Below are 17,536 nucleotides of genomic sequence, written 5' to 3' on the forward strand. Positions count from 1 at the left end.
TGAGCTTTGATAGGGGTCAACCGCGCCTGTAAAGAGATGTAAAGACGTGTAAAGGCGACCGGATGACCGCTCATATCCTGATCGTGGAGGACGACCGCGTCACGCGGATGCGGCTCGCGGGCTATCTGCGCAGCCTTGGCTATCGCGTGACCGAGGTCGAGGATGCCGAAAGCATGCAAGGGGTGATCGACATCGACCCGCCGGAGCTTCTGCTGCTCGACATCGGGCTTGAGGGCAAGGACGGGCTGACGATCACCCGCGAACAGCGCGCGAAGTCGCGTGTGGGCATCATCCTTCTGACCTCGCGTGACGAACAGGTGGACCGGATCGTCGGGCTGGAGATGGGGGCGGACGACTATGTCACCAAGCCCTTCGACCGGCGCGAGCTTGCGGCGCGGATCAAGAACCTTCTGTCGCGCATCACGCGGATCGGACAAGACGCGCCCGCGCCGGAGGCGGTGGAGGACTTCGGTCCCTGGCATTTCGATCGCATCCGCCGCCGCCTGGTCTCTGCCGCGCGCATCGAGTCCCTCAGCGCGCAGGAATTCGACCTGCTCGACATCCTGACCCGCAACCCCGGCATCACCTTCACCCGCCCACGCCTCAGCGAAGTCGTCGGCCGGGGAGAGTTCCGCCCCGGCGACCGGACCATCGACGTCCTGGTGGGGCGCCTGCGCAAAAAGATCGAGGCCGATCCGGCACGCCCGGACTACCTCCTGACCCGAACCGGCGAGGGTTATTGTTTCACAAGCCCTTCGGGCACCTAAACCGTCAGCCCCGCGCGCCTGGCGGCGGCGGCAAGGTCACGGGCGGCCCGGGCGGCGACGGCCTCCAGCAGCGCCAGGGCCGCCGCCTCGTCGGACTGGATGCGCCGCAGCACCGCGCATAGCTCGTCCAGGCGGAAATTCGCAGCCGCCCCCTTCAGCCGATGCGCCAGCTTGCGCCGCGCGACCGGGTCGGTTTCGCCAAGGAGCCTAGGGATCGCCTCCGCCAGGTCGGCGAGTAGCGCGGTGACGATCTCGGACGTCGTGTCCGCGCCAAGCCGCTCGACATCCTCATTCAGGATTGTCTCGGTCTCGGACGCCGGGGCATCAGGCGGGACGGCATCGGGCGAGCCGCCCCCAGTCAGCTGATCCCCGAAAAGGACGGAGGCCAAAAGGCGCGGTGAAACCGGCTTCGTCAGAACCCGGTCGACGCCGAAGCGCGCACGCGTCGCCGCGTCATCCTGCACCAGGTCGGCGGTCAGGACCGCCACGATGGCCCCCTTGCGCTCGATCCGGGCGGCCACGTCCTCTCCGGGCATGTCGGGCAGGCCAAGATCGACGAGGATGGCATCAAAGCGCCCTTCCGCCGCCGCCCCCAGCGCCGCCTCCCCGGTGGCGGCCTCGCTAACCTTGCAGCCCATCCGCTCCAGATACCCGCGCGCGACAAGCCGGTTTACCGGATGATCATCGACGACAAGAACCCGCTTTTCACCCCGTGGTTGCGACAGTGGCGCAGCGGCCGCGATCTTCACTACCTCGGCCCCGGGCAGTTGAAGAACCAGGGTGAAGCTGCTGCCTCGCTGCGGCGCGGTGGCAACCCGCAGTTCCCCGCCCATGGCATCGGTCAACTGCCGCACGATGGCCAGACCGAGGCCCACGCCGGGAACCCCGCGCTGCCGGGCGCGCAGGCTGCGGCCATAGATGTCGAAGGCCAGCTGGGCCTCCTCGGACGTCATGCCGGGGCCGGTATCTTTCACGGCGAAGCTTATCTCGTGCAGGTCAGTCTCCGTTGTTCGGGCGCTCACGCTCAGCCGAACCTGCCCCCGCTCGGTGTATTTCACGGCATTCGACAGGAGGTTCATCATAACCTGCCGGATCTTGGTCGGCTCGCCCATCACTGCCGGGGGAAGGCCTTCGGGGATGTCGATGACGGCGGCCAGCCCCTTCGCCGATGCCAGGACCCCGAGATGTTCGCCGAGCCCGCGCGCGAGGGCGGAGGGATCGAAGGCCTGCTGCAACAGGCCGCCGCCCGCCTCCTCCCCCGCGGAAAAGGCCAGGATGTCTTCGGTCAAGCTTTGCAGGTCGCGCGCCGAGGTCAGCGCGATGTCGAGCCGGGTACGCCGCCCTTCGTCCCGCTCATCTTCGGCCAACAGGTCCAGAAGCCCGATCAACCCGTTCAGGGGCGTCCTGATCTCATGGCTCATCCGGGCGAGGAACTGGGTCTTGGCACGGCTCTGTTCCTCGGCATCGGCCCGCGCGGCATTCGCCGACTGCATCTCGGCGACCACGTCTGCGGTCCGGTCCATCACGGCAGCCTCCAGACGGTTGCGCAGATGGGCGGCCTCTTCGGCGCGGCGGCGCAGGATGTTCAGCGCCTTTTCGAGGCGCCCGATCTCATCCGGGCCACTGATCGCCATCGGCTCCCCGAAGTCGCCGCCGGCAACGGCCACCATGCGCTCGGCCACATCGCCCAGTCGTAGCACGACCTTCCTCCGCGTTCTGGCCCAGACCAGCGACCCCGCAAGCAGCGCCAGAAGGATGACGGCGGCAAGGGCGGCCGAAACCAGCGTCGCCTGCCACCGCGCCGAGGCGATGCCCTGCTGCATGTGCCCGCGCGTTTCCTCGCGCGCTACCCGCGCCGTGCCGATCAGTCGTTCAAGCTGCACATCCAGAAGGCCGGACAGATCGTCAAGCTCTGCCCGCGCGGCAAGGCCGCTCGCGCGCCGCGCGAAAAGGCCCTCATCCCCCAGCGTGCGATCGAGCGTGGCCAGTTCGGACCGCGCTTCGGCCCGCGAAGCCTCGGCCAGCATGAACCGCGACCGGTCCCGCGCCAGTGCCAGCGCGCCCTGGAACTCCGCCCGCAGCGCCACCGCCTCCTCCGTGCCCCGCGCCTCCGTGGTCCGCAGGACAAGCCGGTCCAGCGCCGCCGTCGCCTCCGCCATTTCCGCAAGCCGTTCGTAGGCGAAGAAGTTCACGTCCGCGAGGCGGTCAAGCCCCGGCCTCGGATCGCCCCCCTGCGGGAGCGCATAAAGCTCCCAGACCCCTGCCGTTATCCGCAGCCGCGCCAGATCGGTCTCGGTGGCGATCAGCGCGGCGAGGCGCGACCCGGCCTCGGCCAGGCCATCCCGCTCCTTCAGCATCGCGGCATCCGCCACGATGAGCTGCCGGACGGTCTGGTCCATCCTTTGAACGAGCGCCCTGACCGCATCGGCCGCCCCGGGAAGGGGACCCCGGCCCAGGAAGGCACCCATCGCCGCCAGATCGCTTTCCATGCTGTCAACGCGCCCATCCAGCGCGTGTGAAAGCTCTGCCACCTGCGCCTCGCTCACCGCGCCCGCCAGTTGCCCGGCAAGCGAGGCCGCGAAATCCGCGTCCTGTGCAACCCGGTCGGTCCGCTCTATGATCGCGATGCTTTCGGACAGGACGGTCTGAAGCGATTGCGCCAGGAAGCGATTGACGCCGAATGAGGCGAGGCCGACAACAAGCATCAGCCCGGAGAGGACCATGAAGACGAACTGGAGTTGCTTGTCGAACCTTCTGGTACGCATGAAACGTCCTTACTGCCGGATCGCCTGCGCCGCAATCGTGGCGCTCTCAGGTCTTGTCGCGGGTCAGGTGCGGGCCGACGAGCGGCAGCTCTGTGTGCTCGTTCCCCATTTCAAGGACGAATACTGGCTCTCCGTCGCCTACGGGCTTGAGAAGCGCGCGGAGGAGACCGGCCTGACGGTTCGCTTCTTCGAGGCTGGGGGGTACAACGCGCTCGCCCGCCAGATCACCCAGCTTGACACCTGCGCCACGCTTGGGCCCGGCGCGATCCTGATCGGCGCGGTATCGTCGGACGCCCCGGATCTGCTCGCCGCCGTGCAAAAGGCTGCGCGGGGACGGCCCGTGATCGGTCTTGTCAACGAGCTGCACTCAGACGCGCTGAGCGCGAGGATCGGGGTGGACTGGTCCGAGATGGGGTTGCTGCTGGGGCGTCACCTGGCGGAGCGTTTCCCGTCGGCGGGCCGCCCGCAAGAGGCCGTGTTCCTGTCCGGCCCGCCCGAGGCCGGCTGGGTCGCTCCGCTGGAGGATGGCCTGCGGCGCGGCCTGTCGGGGTCGGCGATCACCCTTACCGCGACCTACGGCGCCGACACCGGAACGGCCGAGCAATTGCGCCTGCTGGAAACCGCGCTCGCGGACCATCCCCGCCCCGACATCCTGATCGGCAGCGCCCCCGCGATAGAGGCCGCGATGGCGCTTTTCGCGGAGCGCACCGATCGTCCGCTTCTGGCCGCGACCTACCTTAGCCAGAGCGTCGCGCGGGGGCTCGTCGGCCACCGGGTCCTCGCCGTGCCCTTCGACGATCCGATCGCGCAGGGCAAGCTCGCGATCGATGCGGCGGACGCGGCCATGGCCGGGCATGGCGCGCGCGCCCTCATCGCGCCCCGGATCATCGTCTTCGGCGAGGGGATCGAGGCCGAGGCGGTCAAGCTTTCACCTGCGGACTACTTTCCGAAGCTCGACTGAGCGGCCCGCCCGCCCTACCCCGCTGCAATCAAACAAGAAGTTCGCGCGCGATGATGTTGCGCTGCACCTCGGAGCTGCCCTCATAGATGCGGAAGATCCGCAGGTCACGCAGGTAGCGCTCCATCGGAAAATCCCGGCAATAGCCGTAGCCGCCGTGGATCTGAAGCGCGCGGTCGGCGATGCGCCAGGCGGCTTCGGTCGCGAAAAGTTTGGCGTGCGCGCTTTCGCTGGAATAGCGCGCGCCCGTGCCACGCAGTCGCGCGGCGGCGTAGCCAAGCGCACGGGCGGCGGCAAGGTCGTTGGCGCAATCGGCCAGCATCCATTGCAGCCCCTGAAACTCCGCGATGGCCTGCCCGCCGACCCGCCGCTCCTTCGCATAACCGACGGCGGCGGCCAGCGCGGCGGCGGCGATCCCGGTGGCCTGCGCCGCGACCTCGATCCGCCCGTTATCGAGCACCTTCATCGCCGTGCGGAAGCCCGACCCCTCGGGTCCAAGGCGGTTTTCCTCGGGCACCAGGCAATCGAAGGTGACACCGAAGACATGTCCCCCGCGCAGCCCCATCGTCCGTTCCGCCGGGCCGAACCCGATGCCGGGCGTCCTGCCCGGTTCCAGCACGAAGGCGGAAACACCACGCGCACCGGCGGCGGGGTCGGTCTTGGCGTAGACCACGATGAACTCCGCCTCGGCCGCGTTCGAGATGAAGCACTTGGACCCGCGCAGGCGGTAGTGCCCACCCTCGCGCGTGGCGGTCGAGCGCATGTCGGCGGGGTTCGATCCTGCCATGGGCTCCGTCAGCGCGAAGGCCCCGAGCGCCCCGGCCGCCGCGCGCGGCAGGAAGCGGGCCTTCAGCGCCGCATCCGCGCCCAGATGCAGGCTGTCAGTCGCCAGATAATGCGCCGTCAACATCGACGCCGTCGATCCGCAGGCCCCGGCCACGAGTTCCACCGCGCGGTAAAGCGCGGGGCCGGAAAGCGCGATGCCCCCGTCCTCCTCGGGCAGGTTCATGCCCATCAGGCCAAGTTCGGCCATGGCGGGCAGATGGCAAGTCGCGAAGCGCGCGGCCTCATCCAGCGCGGCGGCCTCTGGCGCCAGGACATTGTCGCAGAAGCGGGCGATCTGATCGAGGATCGGGCCCTCCTGTTCGCTCCATCCGCTCATCTCCATCCCTCCTGCCCTGCGCGAATTGCCGCGCCGTCCTGATCAAGCGTCGGCGCCGCCCGCCGCCCGCCACGCGCCAGCCCCGCGAAATGCACGGGCTGCTCCGGCACAGAAATCTGGCCGATCGCCGGATGCGTCACCCCGGTATGCAGCGCGCGCTCAACGGACTGGGCCGAGGTCCAGGCCGCCTCAGCCGAGGTCAGCTCCGCCGCCGGAACACCGGCCGCCGCAAGCCGCGTGACGGCGGCCTCGGCGGTCAGGTTGGCGGCCCAGTCCGTGATGGCAAGCGCCAGCGCCGGTTCATTGGCGCGGCGCAGCGTATCGCTGGCAAAGCGCGGATCGGCGGCAAGACCGGGTTGCCCGATCACATTGCAGAACGCGGAGAAGAGGTGGTCGTTCAGCACGGCGACCGCAAAGTAACCCGTCCCCGCCGGATAAACACCGAAAGGCGCCGAAAGCGCGTGACAATTGCCGCTGCGCTGCGGGTTTTCCCCGCAGATCAGCACCCTTGCCGCCGCCGTGGGCATCATGGCGGCAAGGGAGTCGTGCAAGGCCACGTCGATCAGACGCCCCCGCCCCGTCCGTTCCCGCTCCAGCAAGGCCGACACGATCCCGAGCGTGGCGAAGACACCGCCCGCCACGTCCCCCATCGCCTCACCCACCATCGTCGGCGGCCCGTCGGGATGGCCGGTGACATGCATCAGGCCCGTCATCGCCTGAAGGATGATGTCATAGGCAGGCCGGTCTGCATTCGGCCCGCTTTGCCCGAAGCCCGAGATCGAGGCATAGACAAGCTTGGGGTTGGCCGCCATCAGCGCCTCGGCGCCAAGGCCGAGGCGGGCCATCACGCCGGGGCGGAAATTCTCAACCACCACGTCGGCGGCCGCCGCGAGGTCGCGCGCCACAGCGACATCGCGCGGGTCCTTCAGGTCCAGAACGACCGAACGCTTGCCTCGATTGACGGTCTGGAACAGGGCGCTTTCCCCGTCCCGGAAAGGGCCGACGTGGCGGTATTCATCGCCCTGCGGCCCTTCGACCTTGATCACATCCGCGCCAAGGTCCGCGAGCAGCGCGGTCGCGTAGGGTCCGGCCAGAACCCGCGTAAAGTCGAGAACCCGAAATCCGCTCAAGGGCCCATCACCCGTTTTCATCACGACCTCCGTTTCAGTGTCGCGACAGGTTTACGGCATCCAGTTAATTTGCAAAAATAATGAATGACGATAGATTAGATTAATGCAGACAATACCCTTCAGCTTCCGTCAGATCGACTATCTGCTTGCCGTGGCCGAAACCGGCTCGACGGCCGCCGCGGCGCGGCGCCTGAATGTTTCCCAGCCCTCGATCTCCATTGCCGTCGCACAGTTCGAGGCGCATTTCGGCGCGCCCATGTTCCTGCGTCACCCCGGCCGGGGGATGGACCCGACACCCTTCGGGCGCGACCATATCGCCCGGCTCAAGGCGCTTCGGGCCGAAGCGTCGGCCCTGCTTTCGCCCGTTCAGGACGCGGCCCTTCGGCTCCGGCTCGGCGTCTATTCCACGCTTGGGCCGCGCTACGCGCCGATGCTGATGCGGCGCTTCACGGAGGCGCACCCCGGCGCCTCGGTCACGCCCGTCGAAGGGGACATCGAGACGCTCAGCGCAGCGGTCCGGTCGGGCGAGATCGACATGGCCCTGGTCTACGACCTGGGCCTGTCGCAGGACTTCACGGTCTCGGTGCTCGCCAGCCTGCCACCAATCGCGGTGCTGCCGCCCGACCATGCCTTGGCCACAACGGATCGAATCGATCTGCGCGCCTTGGCCGACGATCCCCTGGTCTTGGTCGGCCTGCCGCACAGTCGTGGCTATTTCCTGTCGCTGTTCCACGCCGCCGGCGTCCATCCGCGCGTCGCGGTCGAAACCGGCTCGATCGAGATGCTCCGCGCGCTGGTGGCCAACGGCTTCGGCGTGGGCCTTCTGGCGACCTCTCTGCCCTATGACCGCACCTATGATGGCCGACAGGTGGTGGAGCGGCCGCTCGCGGGCACGCCGCCCCCTAGCCGCGTGGTGCTGATCCGTGCGGCCGATCTACGCCCCAGCGAAGCCATGCTGCGGTTCGAGGCCGTCGCGCGGCGCTGCCTCGCAGAGGAGCCCTAGCGGCCTCAGCCAAGCGGACGCCCCGCCGTTATGCACCGCGAAACGGCTGTTCGAGAGCTGCCGCCTCCGAACCCGCGCAATCGGTGATCCAGTCGAGAAACCGCTCGATCCGCCGGTCCCGCTGGCGGCGCACGACGACATATAGCCCCTCATCCAGGACGATCGGCACGTCCAGCACCTTGACCAGAAGCCCCTGGCGAAGAAAGTCGGACGCCGTCCCGATCCAGCCAAGCGCGACGCCCCGGCCGCTGAGCGCGGCCTGCATCATCAGCAGGTGGTTGTCGAACATCGGCCAAGGAAGCGGATTTGGCGCGGTGACGCCGAACTGTTCGAACCACTGCTGCCAGTCGTACCAGGACCGTTCTACCGAAAGCGCGTGCAGCAGATCGTGGGAGAGCAGATCCCCGGCAGAGCGGACCGGTGCGTTCCGCTCCACATAATCCGGTGAGGCCACGGGCACGATACGTTCCCGGAATAACAGCCGCGCCTCGCGCCCCGGCCAGTCGCCGCGCCCGAAGCGGATGGCCACGTCTATCCCCTCGTCAAGCGAGGCGAGCCCCTGGTAGGTGGTGACCATGTTCACCTGAAGATCCGGATGCGCCGCGTGAAAGCCCTTGAGCCTCGGCAGCAGCCAGTAGTTGCCATAGGCCAGGTTGCAGGAGATCGTCAGGACATCCGCCGCGCGCCGACGCCGCAGGCCGTCGGCTTCGGCGGCAAGCTGAGTGAAGCAGTTGGCAAGCGTCGCGACATAGGCCTTGCCCTCGGGCGTCAGGCTGATCGGTCGGGTCGAGCGATTGATGAGCTGCGCCCCGAGGAAGGTTTCGGCCGTGGTGATGGCATGGCTGACGGCCGACTGGCTCACGTTCAACTCATCGGCGGCACGCGTGAAGCTAGCATGGCGCGCCGCCGCTTCGAGAGCCAACAGGGACTTCAGCGGCGGTATGCGCTTCCAATACCTCATCATGAATCCCCCTCATGATCGAATGAATCGATTCACGCTTTTCTTCACCGGCGAACAGGCCAGAAATCAGGGGAATTTCGCACGCAGCGATGATCGCCCCACCGCTGAGCATGAGGAGAGCCGGATGAACGACAGATCTGAACAGCTGCGGGTCACGATCCGCGGCCCTGTGATGGAGGTGGCGATGAACCGGCCGCCGGTGAACGCCATCGACCTGTCGCTCAGCCGCGCGATGTATGCCGCATTCAAGACCCTGAACGACGACCCCGACCTCCGGGTCGCCATCCTGTCGAGCGCGGGCAACGCCAAGAACATCTTCTCCGCTGGCTGGGATCTCAAGGCCTTCGCCGCCGGGGAAAGCCGGGACGCGGAACAGGGCTTCGACCTGGGACCCGGCGGGCTTGGCGGCCTGCCGGAGTTCTTCGGGCTTTACAAGCCCGTGGTCGTCGCCGTCGCCGGGGGCGCCATCGGCGGCGGTTTCGAACTGGCGTTGGGGGGCGACGTGATCGTCTGCGCCGAAGACGCCTATTTCTGGCTGCCGGAGATGCAGCGCGGCTTCCTGCCGGACGCCGGGGCGATCCAGAAGCTGCACCACCGAATCCCCTACAACGTGGCGATGGAGATGATCCTGACAGGGCGCAAGATGTACGCCGACGAGGCGAAGCACTGGGGCCTTGTCCGCGATGTCGTGCCGGTCGACCGCCTGATGGATCACGCGCGCGAGGTCGCGGCGACGATTGCGCAAGGCGCGCCGCTGGTCTCGGGCGCGCTGAAGGAGTTCATGCGCAGGTACGGCCACGCCTCGGTCGAGGAAAGCCACGCAGCGGTCCGCCGCGCCTGGGTCGGGCGAAGCGACATGCCCCTTTACGAGAGCATGATCGCATCCGACGACTTCACCGAAGGCTCCGTCGCCTTCGCCGAAAAACGCGATCCGAAGTTCAAGGGCTGACCCCATGACACACAGGCTGTCCGCGATGTTCGAGGGCCGGTCCATGGCCGTGATCGGCGCCTCGGCGCGACCCGGATCTTTCGGCGCGCGGCTGGCGCAGGCCGTGCTCAGCCGGGGTTTCCCGGGCCGGATCGATTTCGTCAACCCGCGCGGCGGCGAAATCATGGGCCGCCCGGCGCTGACCCATATCGGCGAGCTTGACCATGCCCCCGATATCGCCGTCCTTGGGATCGGCGGGGCCAATCTGGAACGCGGCCTGATCGACGCGATCGACAAGGGCGCAAGGTCCGCCGTGATCTTCGATTCCTGCCACGGCCAAACGGCGGAGGGCGCACCGATCCTCCAGCGTCTCAAGGATATCGCGCGCGAGGCCGATCTGCCGGTCTGTGGTGGCGCGGGCATGGGCTTCATCAACACCCGCTCCGGCGCGGTGGCAAGCTTCTATCCCGCCGACCACCTGAAACCCGGCGGCATTTCCCTGATCGCGCATTCCGGCAGCGTGTTCACCGTGCTGGGGATGAACGACCCGCGCTTTCGCTTCGACCTGATGGCCTCCCCGGGCCAAGAGGTCGGCGCGACCATCGACGAATACATCGCCTATGCGGCCAGCCGCGACACGACGCGCGCCATCGCCGTCTTCATGGAGGCCGCGCGCAATCCGCAAGGTTTGATCGAGAGCCTTCAGTTCGCGCGCGACCGCGGCGTTCCGGTGGTCGTCTGCAAGGTCGGACGCACCGAGGAAAGCGCGCGGCTCGCCCGATCGCACACCGGCGCGCTGGCCGGATCGAACGCGGCCTATGCGGCGATCCTAGAGGAATGCGGGGCCATCGCCGTCGGTTCGGTGGACGCGCTGATGAACACGGCGCTGCTCTGCGCAACCGGCCGGACACCGGGACCGGGGGGCGCCGGGCTGGTGACCGACAGCGGGGGCTTGCGCGAAATGCAGGTCGATCTGGCCGCCGAGACGGGGACACCGCTTGCGCGGCTCACCGCCGCCACCCGGGCGGCCCTGCGCGCGGCCCTGCCGGAAGAGCTTGAACCCTCCAACCCACTCGACTGCGCGGCCGACCTCACCGATGACTACCCGAGGGTCTTCGAGCGCGGGCTGACAATCCTGGCCGCGGCGCCGGAAGTGTCGATGCTGGGGCTCGAGGCCGACCTGCGTGACGACTATATCTATGAGGATGGCCTGCTCACGCTGGCCGGATCACTTGCCACGTTAACCGAAAAGCCCTGTTTCTTCTATTCAAGCTTCGGCCAGGCGCATAACCGTGCCCTGGGCGCGCGGCTTGCCGATCTGGGGGTGCCTTGCCTGAACGGCGCCGAAACCATGATGGCAGCGGTGCGCAACTATCAGACCTGGGCCGACCGACGGCGCGACCACGTTCCCGAGAACGCGGCCGTCGCCGATGCCACCACTGTCGTGCATTGGCGCGCGCGGCTTCGCGAACCCATGGATGAGGCCTCGGGCCTCGCGATGCTGGCCGCTTTCGGCGTCCCGGCGGCGCAGAGCCTGGTCTGCACCAGCGCCGAGATGCTGGGTGACGCGAGCCGGACCCTCGGCTTTCCGCTGGTGATGAAGACCGCCGAAGCCGGGATCGACCACAAGAGCGACCATCGCGGCGTGATCCTGAGCCTCGACGATAACGCGGCCCTGCAATCCGCCTATGCCGAGCTTTGCGACCGCCTGGGGCCGCGCGTGATCGTGCAACCGATGGCCGAAAGGGGCGTGGAACTGGCCTTCGGCTGCGTGATGGACCCCGACTTTGGCCCACTGGTGATGGTCTCGGCGGGCGGCACGTTGGTCGAGATCTTCGACGACCGCCGGTTCGCCCGCGCGCCTTTCGGCCCAAACCGGGCCGAGGCGCTGATCCGCGGACTTAAGGTCGCGCGCCTGATCGACGGCGTGCGCGGCGATGCGCCCGGCGACATGCGCACCGCCGCCCAGGCGCTCAGCGCCTTCTCGGCGCTTTGCGCGGGACTGACCGGCCACGTGGCAGAGATCGACGTGAACCCCGTGATCGTTACCACAGGCGGGGCCATCGCGGTCGATGCGCTGGTGGTGCCGGCCGCGCCCCGGCAGCAGGACGCCGCCTGAAATGATCTTCGCAGCCATCGGCGGAGCATCGCCCGCGTGATCGGCTTGCCGAAGGCCACACCGCTTCGCTACGAAGGCGACGGCGCGCGGACATCCCGCGCGCCCGGTCCGGCGACCACGAACGCCGGCTGACCGCCAACCGCCCTACCCCGGAGGACCGATGACCGACCAATCCGCGTTTCCCAAGCTGTTCCAGCCCCTGACGATTGGCGGTGTCACGGTCCGCAACCGCATCCTCTCGACCGGCCACGACACCACGATGGCAACCGACGGCACCGTCAACGATCGCATCGTCGCCTATCACCGGGCCCGCGCGGCCGGTGGCGTCGGGCTGATCGTTTGCCAGGTGACCGGCGTTCACGAGAGCGCGCGCTACACCAACCACGTCCTCATGGGGGTCGATGACGGCTGCATCGCGGGCTTCGCGAAGCTGGCCGATGCGGTCCACGCCGAAGGGGCACGGCTTTTCGTCCAGCTCTTCCACCCCGGGCGCGAGATGACCGAAAGCCTTGACGGCACGGCACCGGTCGCCTGGGCGCCCTCGGTTTCACCCAGCGAACGCTTCCACGTCATTCCGCGCGCAATGACCCCGGCGATGATCCGTGAGGTTCTGGCCGGATACGGCGCGGCGGCGGCCCGGCTTCAACGCGCCAGGGTCGACGGGGTCGAGATCGTGGCGAGCCATGGCTACCTGCCGGCACAGTTCCTTAACCCCGCCGTCAACCGGCGTGAGGATGACTATGGCGGCAGCGCCGAAAACCGGCGGCGCTTCCTGCATGAGGCGATCGAGGCCGCGCGCGCGGCGACGTCGCCGGGTTTTGTCGTGGGCCTCAGGATCTCCGGCGACGAAATGCACGAAGGCGGGCTGACACCCGACATCGCGCTTGAGACAATCGGGTCGGTTGCGGACAAGGTCGATTATGTTTCCGTCGTCGCCGGATCATCCGCCTCGCTTGGCGGCGCGGTTCACATCGCCCCCCCGATGTACATGGAGCCCGGCTATGTCGCGCCCTTCGCCGCGCGGGTCAAGGCCGCGGTGTCGGTCCCGGTAATGGTCACCGGACGCATCAACCAGCCGCAGGAGGCGGAGCGGATCCTGGCGGCCGGCGCCGCCGACATGTGCGGCATGACGCGCGCCCTGATCTGCGACCCGGAGATGCCCGCCAAGGCTGAAGCGGGGCGTTTCGACGACATCCGCGCCTGCATCGGCTGCAACCAGGCTTGCATCGGGCACTTTCACAAGGGCCATGCGATCTCCTGCATCCAGCACCCGGAGACGGGGCGCGAGCTGAGCTTCGGCACCCTCAGCCCTGCCCCCGTTTCCCGGAAAGTCATGGTCATCGGCGGTGGACCGGGCGGGATGAAGGCCGCCGCCGTCGCCGCCGCGCGCGGGCATGACGTGACGCTGCATGAGGCGGAGGGCCAGCTTGGCGGGCAGGCGCGGCTGGCGCAGCTCTTGCCGCGGCGCAGCGAATTCGGCGGCATCATCACCAATCTGGAACACGAGCTGAAGCAGTCGGGCGCACGCGTTGTGACCCGAAGCCGGGTTGACCGGGCGATGATCGAGGACACCGCGCCCGATGTCGTAATCCTCGCCACCGGCGCCACGCCGCTTTGGCCAAACCAGTTCCACTACGAGGGCGAGGGCCAGGTCCTCGACGCCTGGCAGGTCCTGAGCGGCGGCGCCAATATCGGCGGGTCCGTCGTGGTCGCGGACTGGAAGGGCGACTGGATCGGCATGGGCGTTGCGGAACTTCTGGCCGAACGGGGATGCCATGTGCGGCTGGCGGTCAACGGCCTTTTTGCCGGGGAAACGCTGCAATCCTATGTGCGCGACGCCAACGCCGCGCGCTTGCATGCGCTGGGCGTGGAAGTCATTCCCTATGCCCGCCTCTTCGGGCGGGACGAGGACAATGTCTACCTCCAGCACACGGCCAGTGGCGAGGCGGTGATCATCGAGGATGTCGCCACGCTGGTCCTCGCCCAAGGTCATGCCCCGGATACGGCGCTGCAAGACGACCTTGCCGGTTTTGCCGGAGAGGTCATCGCCATCGGCGACTGCCAGATGCCGCGCAGTTGTGAAGAGGCGGTTCTTGAAGGCCTGCAGGCAGCCTGGCGGATCTGAGGGGAGCGCGCACCCGATGGTCGGATTGTCGGACAATCTGCTCACCTGACGGTACGAACGTCGGACGCCGTGCCGCCTTCACCGATGCCCCGAGACCTCGCGCAAGTTGACGCTTTGGCGATTCGGTTCCAAACTGTTGGCCTTCGCGGGCAGAGTGAGGGCGAACCATGTGTGAGATCTTCGCGGGTCAGGATCCGAACCGCTATGAATGTGTCACGCGGCGTCTGCGGCTGAATGGGCAAAGCACGTCGATCCGGCTTGAGCGGTCCTTCTGGCGCATCCTCGACCGGATCGCCGAGCGAGAGGGGCTGACGACCCCGGCCTTCATCTCGCGCCTCCACTCCGAAGTGCTTCAGCTTCATGGCGAGGCGCCGAATTTCACTTCGCTCCTGCGCTGCGCCTGCACGATCCATCTGGGTGAGTACGAACAGGACGCCGGCGCGCGGATCGCGGCCGAATAGCAAATTTTTCGGCTGTAGTACCCCGCTACTACCACGCCCAGAAATTGGTCATCTAGTTTTACCAAAATCGCAGAGATTTTGGAGGACTGATGGCCAAGGCGATTCACTCTATGATCCGCGTGCTCGAAGAAGAGCGCTCGGTCGACTTCTATTCCCGCGCTTTCGGGCTTTCCGTCGCCGACCGGCTCGACTTCGAGGGCTTCACCCTCGTCTATCTGTCGAACCCGGAATCCAGCTTCGAGCTTGAACTGACGATTAACAAGGGCCGGACCGAACCCTACGCGCTTGGCGACGGCTACGGCCACCTCGCCGTGTCGGTCAGTGACATCGACGCCGAGCACGCGCGGCTGACGGACGAGGGCCTCGCCCCCCGCAAGCTCGTCGATTTCAAGAACGGCGATGTCACCGTCGCGCGTTTCTTCTTCATCGCTGACCCCGATGGCTACCAGATCGAGGTCATCCAACGCGGCGGCCGGTTCCTGTAACCGGCCGTCTTTTTATTGCTCAAGGGAGGACATGATGAGCAAGATCGAAAGGCAAGGCCTGACCCGCCGCGCGCTCCTGGCGCGTTCGGTGGCGGCTGGCGCCCTCGTCGTCACGGGGGCCGGATTCCTCGCGGCGCCGGACGCGGCCTGGGCCATGGAGGTCAGCGTGATCTCCGAACACCAGATGGCGACGCTGCTTCAGATGGCGCGCGACATCTACCCGCACGACAAGGTCGCCGACCAGTTCTACGCCATCGCCGTCAAGGGCTATGACGCCGAGGACAAGAAGGCCCTCGTCGAGGAAGGCGTCGCGGCGCTTGACGCGGCGGCGCAGGCGGCGGGACATGCCGACTATGTCTCCATGGGGTGGGAAGAGGATCGCGTGCAGATCCTTCAGGCCATGGAAGACAGCGGCTTCTTCCAGACCGTGCGCGGCGGCCTCGTGACCGGCCTTTACAACCAGAAGGACGTCTGGCCGATCTTCGGCTACGAGGGCGAGTCCTTCTCGAAGGGCGGCTACATCGAACGCGGCTTCGACGACATCAACTGGCTCTGACCACTGGGGGGAAATCATGGTCGCGAAATTTGATCTGACCGACGACTCCGTTGTGGTCGTCATCGGCACCGGCGCGGGCGGCGGGGTGCTTTCGAACGAACTGGCCCAGAAGGGCGTGAAAGTCGTGGCCCTGGAGGCCGGCGGGCGCTACCTGCCCGAGGACTACATCAACGACGAATGGGAAAGCTTCGGGCAGCTTGCCTGGACCGACCCGCGCACCACCTCGGGCGACTGGCGCGTGGCCAAGGACTTCTCTGGCCTGCCCGCCTGGATCGTCAAGGCCGTCGGCGGCACCACGACCCACTGGGCCGGTGCCTCGATCCGCTTCCAGGAACATGAATGGAAGGCGCTGTCGACCTATGGCCCGGTGGAAGGCGCGAACCTTCTCGACTGGCCGATCGACGGCGAGGAAATGGCGCCCTGGTACGAAAAGGCCGAAGCCAAGCTGGGCGTGACCCGCACCGGCGACCGCGCGGGCCTGCCGGGCAACAACAACTTCAAGGTCTTCGAGAAGGGCGCGAAAGCGCTCGGCTACACCGAGGTCCACACCGGCCGTATGGCGATCAACTCTGCCGACTACGACGACCGCATGGCCTGCCAGCAGACCGGCTTCTGCTTCCAGGGCTGCAAGTGGGGCGCGAAGTGGTCGGCCGCCTACACCGACATCCCGCGCGGCGAGGCGACCGGCAACCTTGAGGTTCGCGACCACGCCCATGTGGCCCGCATCCTGCACGACGAGACCGGAAAGGTGACGGGCGTCGAGTATTTCGACAAGGACGGCAACCTGCAACTGCAGAAGGCGCGGATCGTCTGCGTCGCCGGCAACTCCTTCGAAAGCCCGCGTCTGCTGCTGAACTCGGCCTCCGAGATGTTCCCGAACGGTCTGGCCAACAGTTCCGACCAGGTGGGCCGCAACTACATGCGCCACACCACGGGTTCGGTCTACGCGGTCTTCGACAAGCCCGTGCGCATGTGGCGCGGCACGACCATGGCCGGCATCGTCCAGGACGAGGCGCGCCACGACCCCGAGCGCGGGTTCGTGGGCGGCTACGAACTTGAGACCCTGTCGCTGGGCATCCCCTTCATGGCGGCCTTCCTCAATCCCGGCGGCTGGGGCCGGTCGTTCACGACCGCGCTCGACAGCTATGAGAACATGGCCGGCATGTGGATCGTGGGCGAGGACATGCCGCAGGCAACCAACCGCGTCACCCTGTCGGATGTGAAGGACAAGTACGGGCTGCCGGTCGCGAACGTCAACTTCTCGGACCACCCGAACGACGTCGCGATGCGCAACCACGCCTACAAGCAGGGCATGGCGATGTACGAGGCGGTTGGCGCGACCCGCACCTTCCCGACCCCGCCCTATCCGTCGACCCACAACCTGGGCACCAACCGGATGTCGGAAAAGCCCGAGGACGGCGTTTGCAACAAGTGGGGCCAGACCCACGACATCGCGAACCTCTTCATCTCGGACGGCAGCCAGTTCACGACCGGGGCTGCGGAAAACCCGACGCTGACCATCGTGGCGCTGGCCATCCGCCAGGCCGACTTCATCTCGCGCGAGATGGCGGCGGGCACGATCTGACCGAAAGGTCCCTGCGATCCAGCCGGTCCGCGACACTTCGCGGGCCGGCTGCTTGCATTTTGGACCCGCGCGGACGGGGCCTCAGGCGACCTGATCGCGCGGGGTTTTTCCCTGGAAGAAGTCGTTGAGGTTTTGGAGGACGCGGAATCCCATGTCTTCGCGGGTTTGTCGTGTTGCGGAACCGAGGTGGGGGAGCATGACGAGGTTGTCTGCGCCGAGGAGGTCGTTGTGGACCTCTGGTTCGCGTTCGAAGACGTCGAGGGCTGCGCCGCCGATGGTGTTGAACCAGAGGGCCTGTGCGAGGGCCTGTTCGTCGACGACCTCGCCGCGGGCGGTATTGATGAGGAAGGCCTCGGGTTTCATGAGGTCGAGCCTTCGGGCGTTGATGAGGTGGCGGTTGGCTTCGCCGCCGGGGCAGTGGAGGGAGACGAAGTCGCAGCGCGGCAGGAGGTCGTCGAGGTCGCGGACCTGTTCGGCGCCGTAGCGGGCGAGGATCTCCGGGGCGACGGCGGAGCGGTTGTGGACGAGGAC

At 67.4% G+C, this 17,536-nt stretch carries 15 protein-coding genes; 10 read left to right on the forward strand and 5 right to left on the reverse strand.

Going from position 1 to position 17,536, the window contains the following annotated elements:
• The first annotated feature begins 62 nt into the window (after positions 1–62).
• Positions 63–767 (forward strand): response regulator, encoded by a 705-nt coding sequence (locus OE647_RS18790; protein ID WP_263723300.1) that lies wholly within the window; start codon positions 63–65, stop codon positions 765–767.
• Here the strand turns inward: OE647_RS18790 and OE647_RS18795 are convergent.
• Positions 764–3,532 (reverse strand): ATP-binding protein, encoded by a 2,769-nt coding sequence (locus OE647_RS18795; protein ID WP_263723301.1) that lies wholly within the window; start codon positions 3,530–3,532, stop codon positions 764–766. The two genes, OE647_RS18790 and OE647_RS18795, sit on opposite strands and share 4 nt — an antisense overlap.
• Here OE647_RS18795 and torT point away from each other — a divergent pair.
• Positions 3,489–4,493: a TMAO reductase system periplasmic protein TorT gene (gene torT, locus OE647_RS18800; protein WP_263723302.1), complete on the forward strand. Its 1,005-nt coding sequence runs from the start codon at positions 3,489–3,491 to the stop codon at positions 4,491–4,493. The genes OE647_RS18795 and torT overlap by 44 nt on opposite strands.
• Before the next feature lie 28 nt (positions 4,494–4,521).
• Here the strand turns inward: torT and OE647_RS18805 are convergent, their stop codons facing one another.
• Positions 4,522–5,652: an acyl-CoA dehydrogenase family protein gene (locus OE647_RS18805; protein ID WP_263723303.1), complete on the reverse strand. Its 1,131-nt coding sequence runs from the start codon at positions 5,650–5,652 to the stop codon at positions 4,522–4,524.
• Positions 5,649–6,803, reverse strand: a complete 1,155-nt coding sequence (locus OE647_RS18810) for a CaiB/BaiF CoA transferase family protein (RefSeq protein WP_263723304.1) — start codon at positions 6,801–6,803, stop codon at positions 5,649–5,651. Before OE647_RS18810 ends, OE647_RS18805 begins: the two co-directional genes overlap by 4 nt.
• An 82-nt stretch (positions 6,804–6,885) precedes the next feature.
• Between OE647_RS18810 and OE647_RS18815 the strand changes: the two genes are divergently transcribed.
• Positions 6,886–7,785, forward strand: a complete 900-nt coding sequence (locus OE647_RS18815; RefSeq protein WP_263723305.1) for a LysR family transcriptional regulator — start codon at positions 6,886–6,888, stop codon at positions 7,783–7,785.
• Positions 7,786–7,813: 28 nt separating this feature from the next.
• Here OE647_RS18815 and OE647_RS18820 read toward each other — a convergent pair whose 3' ends face one another.
• Positions 7,814–8,746 (reverse strand): LysR substrate-binding domain-containing protein, encoded by a 933-nt coding sequence (locus OE647_RS18820; protein ID WP_263723306.1) that lies wholly within the window; start codon positions 8,744–8,746, stop codon positions 7,814–7,816.
• 124 nt (positions 8,747–8,870) lie between these two features.
• Here OE647_RS18820 and OE647_RS18825 point away from each other — a divergent pair, with 124 nt between their 5' ends.
• From OE647_RS18825 to OE647_RS18855, 7 genes are all read left to right on the forward strand, one after another.
• Positions 8,871–9,695: an enoyl-CoA hydratase-related protein gene (locus OE647_RS18825; RefSeq protein WP_263723307.1), complete on the forward strand. Its 825-nt coding sequence runs from the start codon at positions 8,871–8,873 to the stop codon at positions 9,693–9,695.
• A gap of 4 nt (positions 9,696–9,699) precedes the next feature.
• On the forward strand, positions 9,700–11,793 hold the full coding sequence (locus tag OE647_RS18830; protein WP_263723308.1) for an acetate--CoA ligase family protein: 2,094 nt from the start codon (positions 9,700–9,702) through the stop codon (positions 11,791–11,793).
• A 160-nt stretch (positions 11,794–11,953) separates the two neighbouring features.
• A complete protein-coding gene (locus OE647_RS18835; RefSeq protein WP_263723309.1) occupies positions 11,954–13,918 on the forward strand; it encodes an oxidoreductase in 1,965 nt (654 codons plus the stop codon).
• 167 nt (positions 13,919–14,085) lie between these two features.
• On the forward strand, positions 14,086–14,379 hold the full coding sequence (locus tag OE647_RS18840) for a ribbon-helix-helix domain-containing protein (protein ID WP_263723310.1): 294 nt from the start codon (positions 14,086–14,088) through the stop codon (positions 14,377–14,379).
• 89 nt (positions 14,380–14,468) lie between these two features.
• Positions 14,469–14,864: a VOC family protein gene (locus tag OE647_RS18845; protein WP_263723311.1), complete on the forward strand. Its 396-nt coding sequence runs from the start codon at positions 14,469–14,471 to the stop codon at positions 14,862–14,864.
• A gap of 34 nt (positions 14,865–14,898) precedes the next feature.
• Positions 14,899–15,420, forward strand: a complete 522-nt coding sequence (locus OE647_RS18850; protein ID WP_263723313.1) for a Twin-arginine translocation pathway signal — start codon at positions 14,899–14,901, stop codon at positions 15,418–15,420.
• A gap of 16 nt (positions 15,421–15,436) precedes the next feature.
• On the forward strand, positions 15,437–17,005 hold the full coding sequence (locus tag OE647_RS18855; RefSeq protein ID WP_263723314.1) for a GMC family oxidoreductase: 1,569 nt from the start codon (positions 15,437–15,439) through the stop codon (positions 17,003–17,005).
• 81 nt (positions 17,006–17,086) lie between these two features.
• Here the strand turns inward: OE647_RS18855 and OE647_RS18860 are convergent.
• Positions 17,087–17,536, reverse strand: a 450-nt coding sequence (locus tag OE647_RS18860) for a 2-hydroxyacid dehydrogenase (protein ID WP_318527971.1), incomplete at its 5' end; no start/stop codon positions are given.

It is taken from the genome of Albidovulum sediminicola (assembly GCF_025751575.1).
In the GTDB taxonomy this organism is placed as follows: Bacteria; Pseudomonadota; Alphaproteobacteria; order Rhodobacterales; family Rhodobacteraceae; genus Albidovulum; species Albidovulum sediminicola.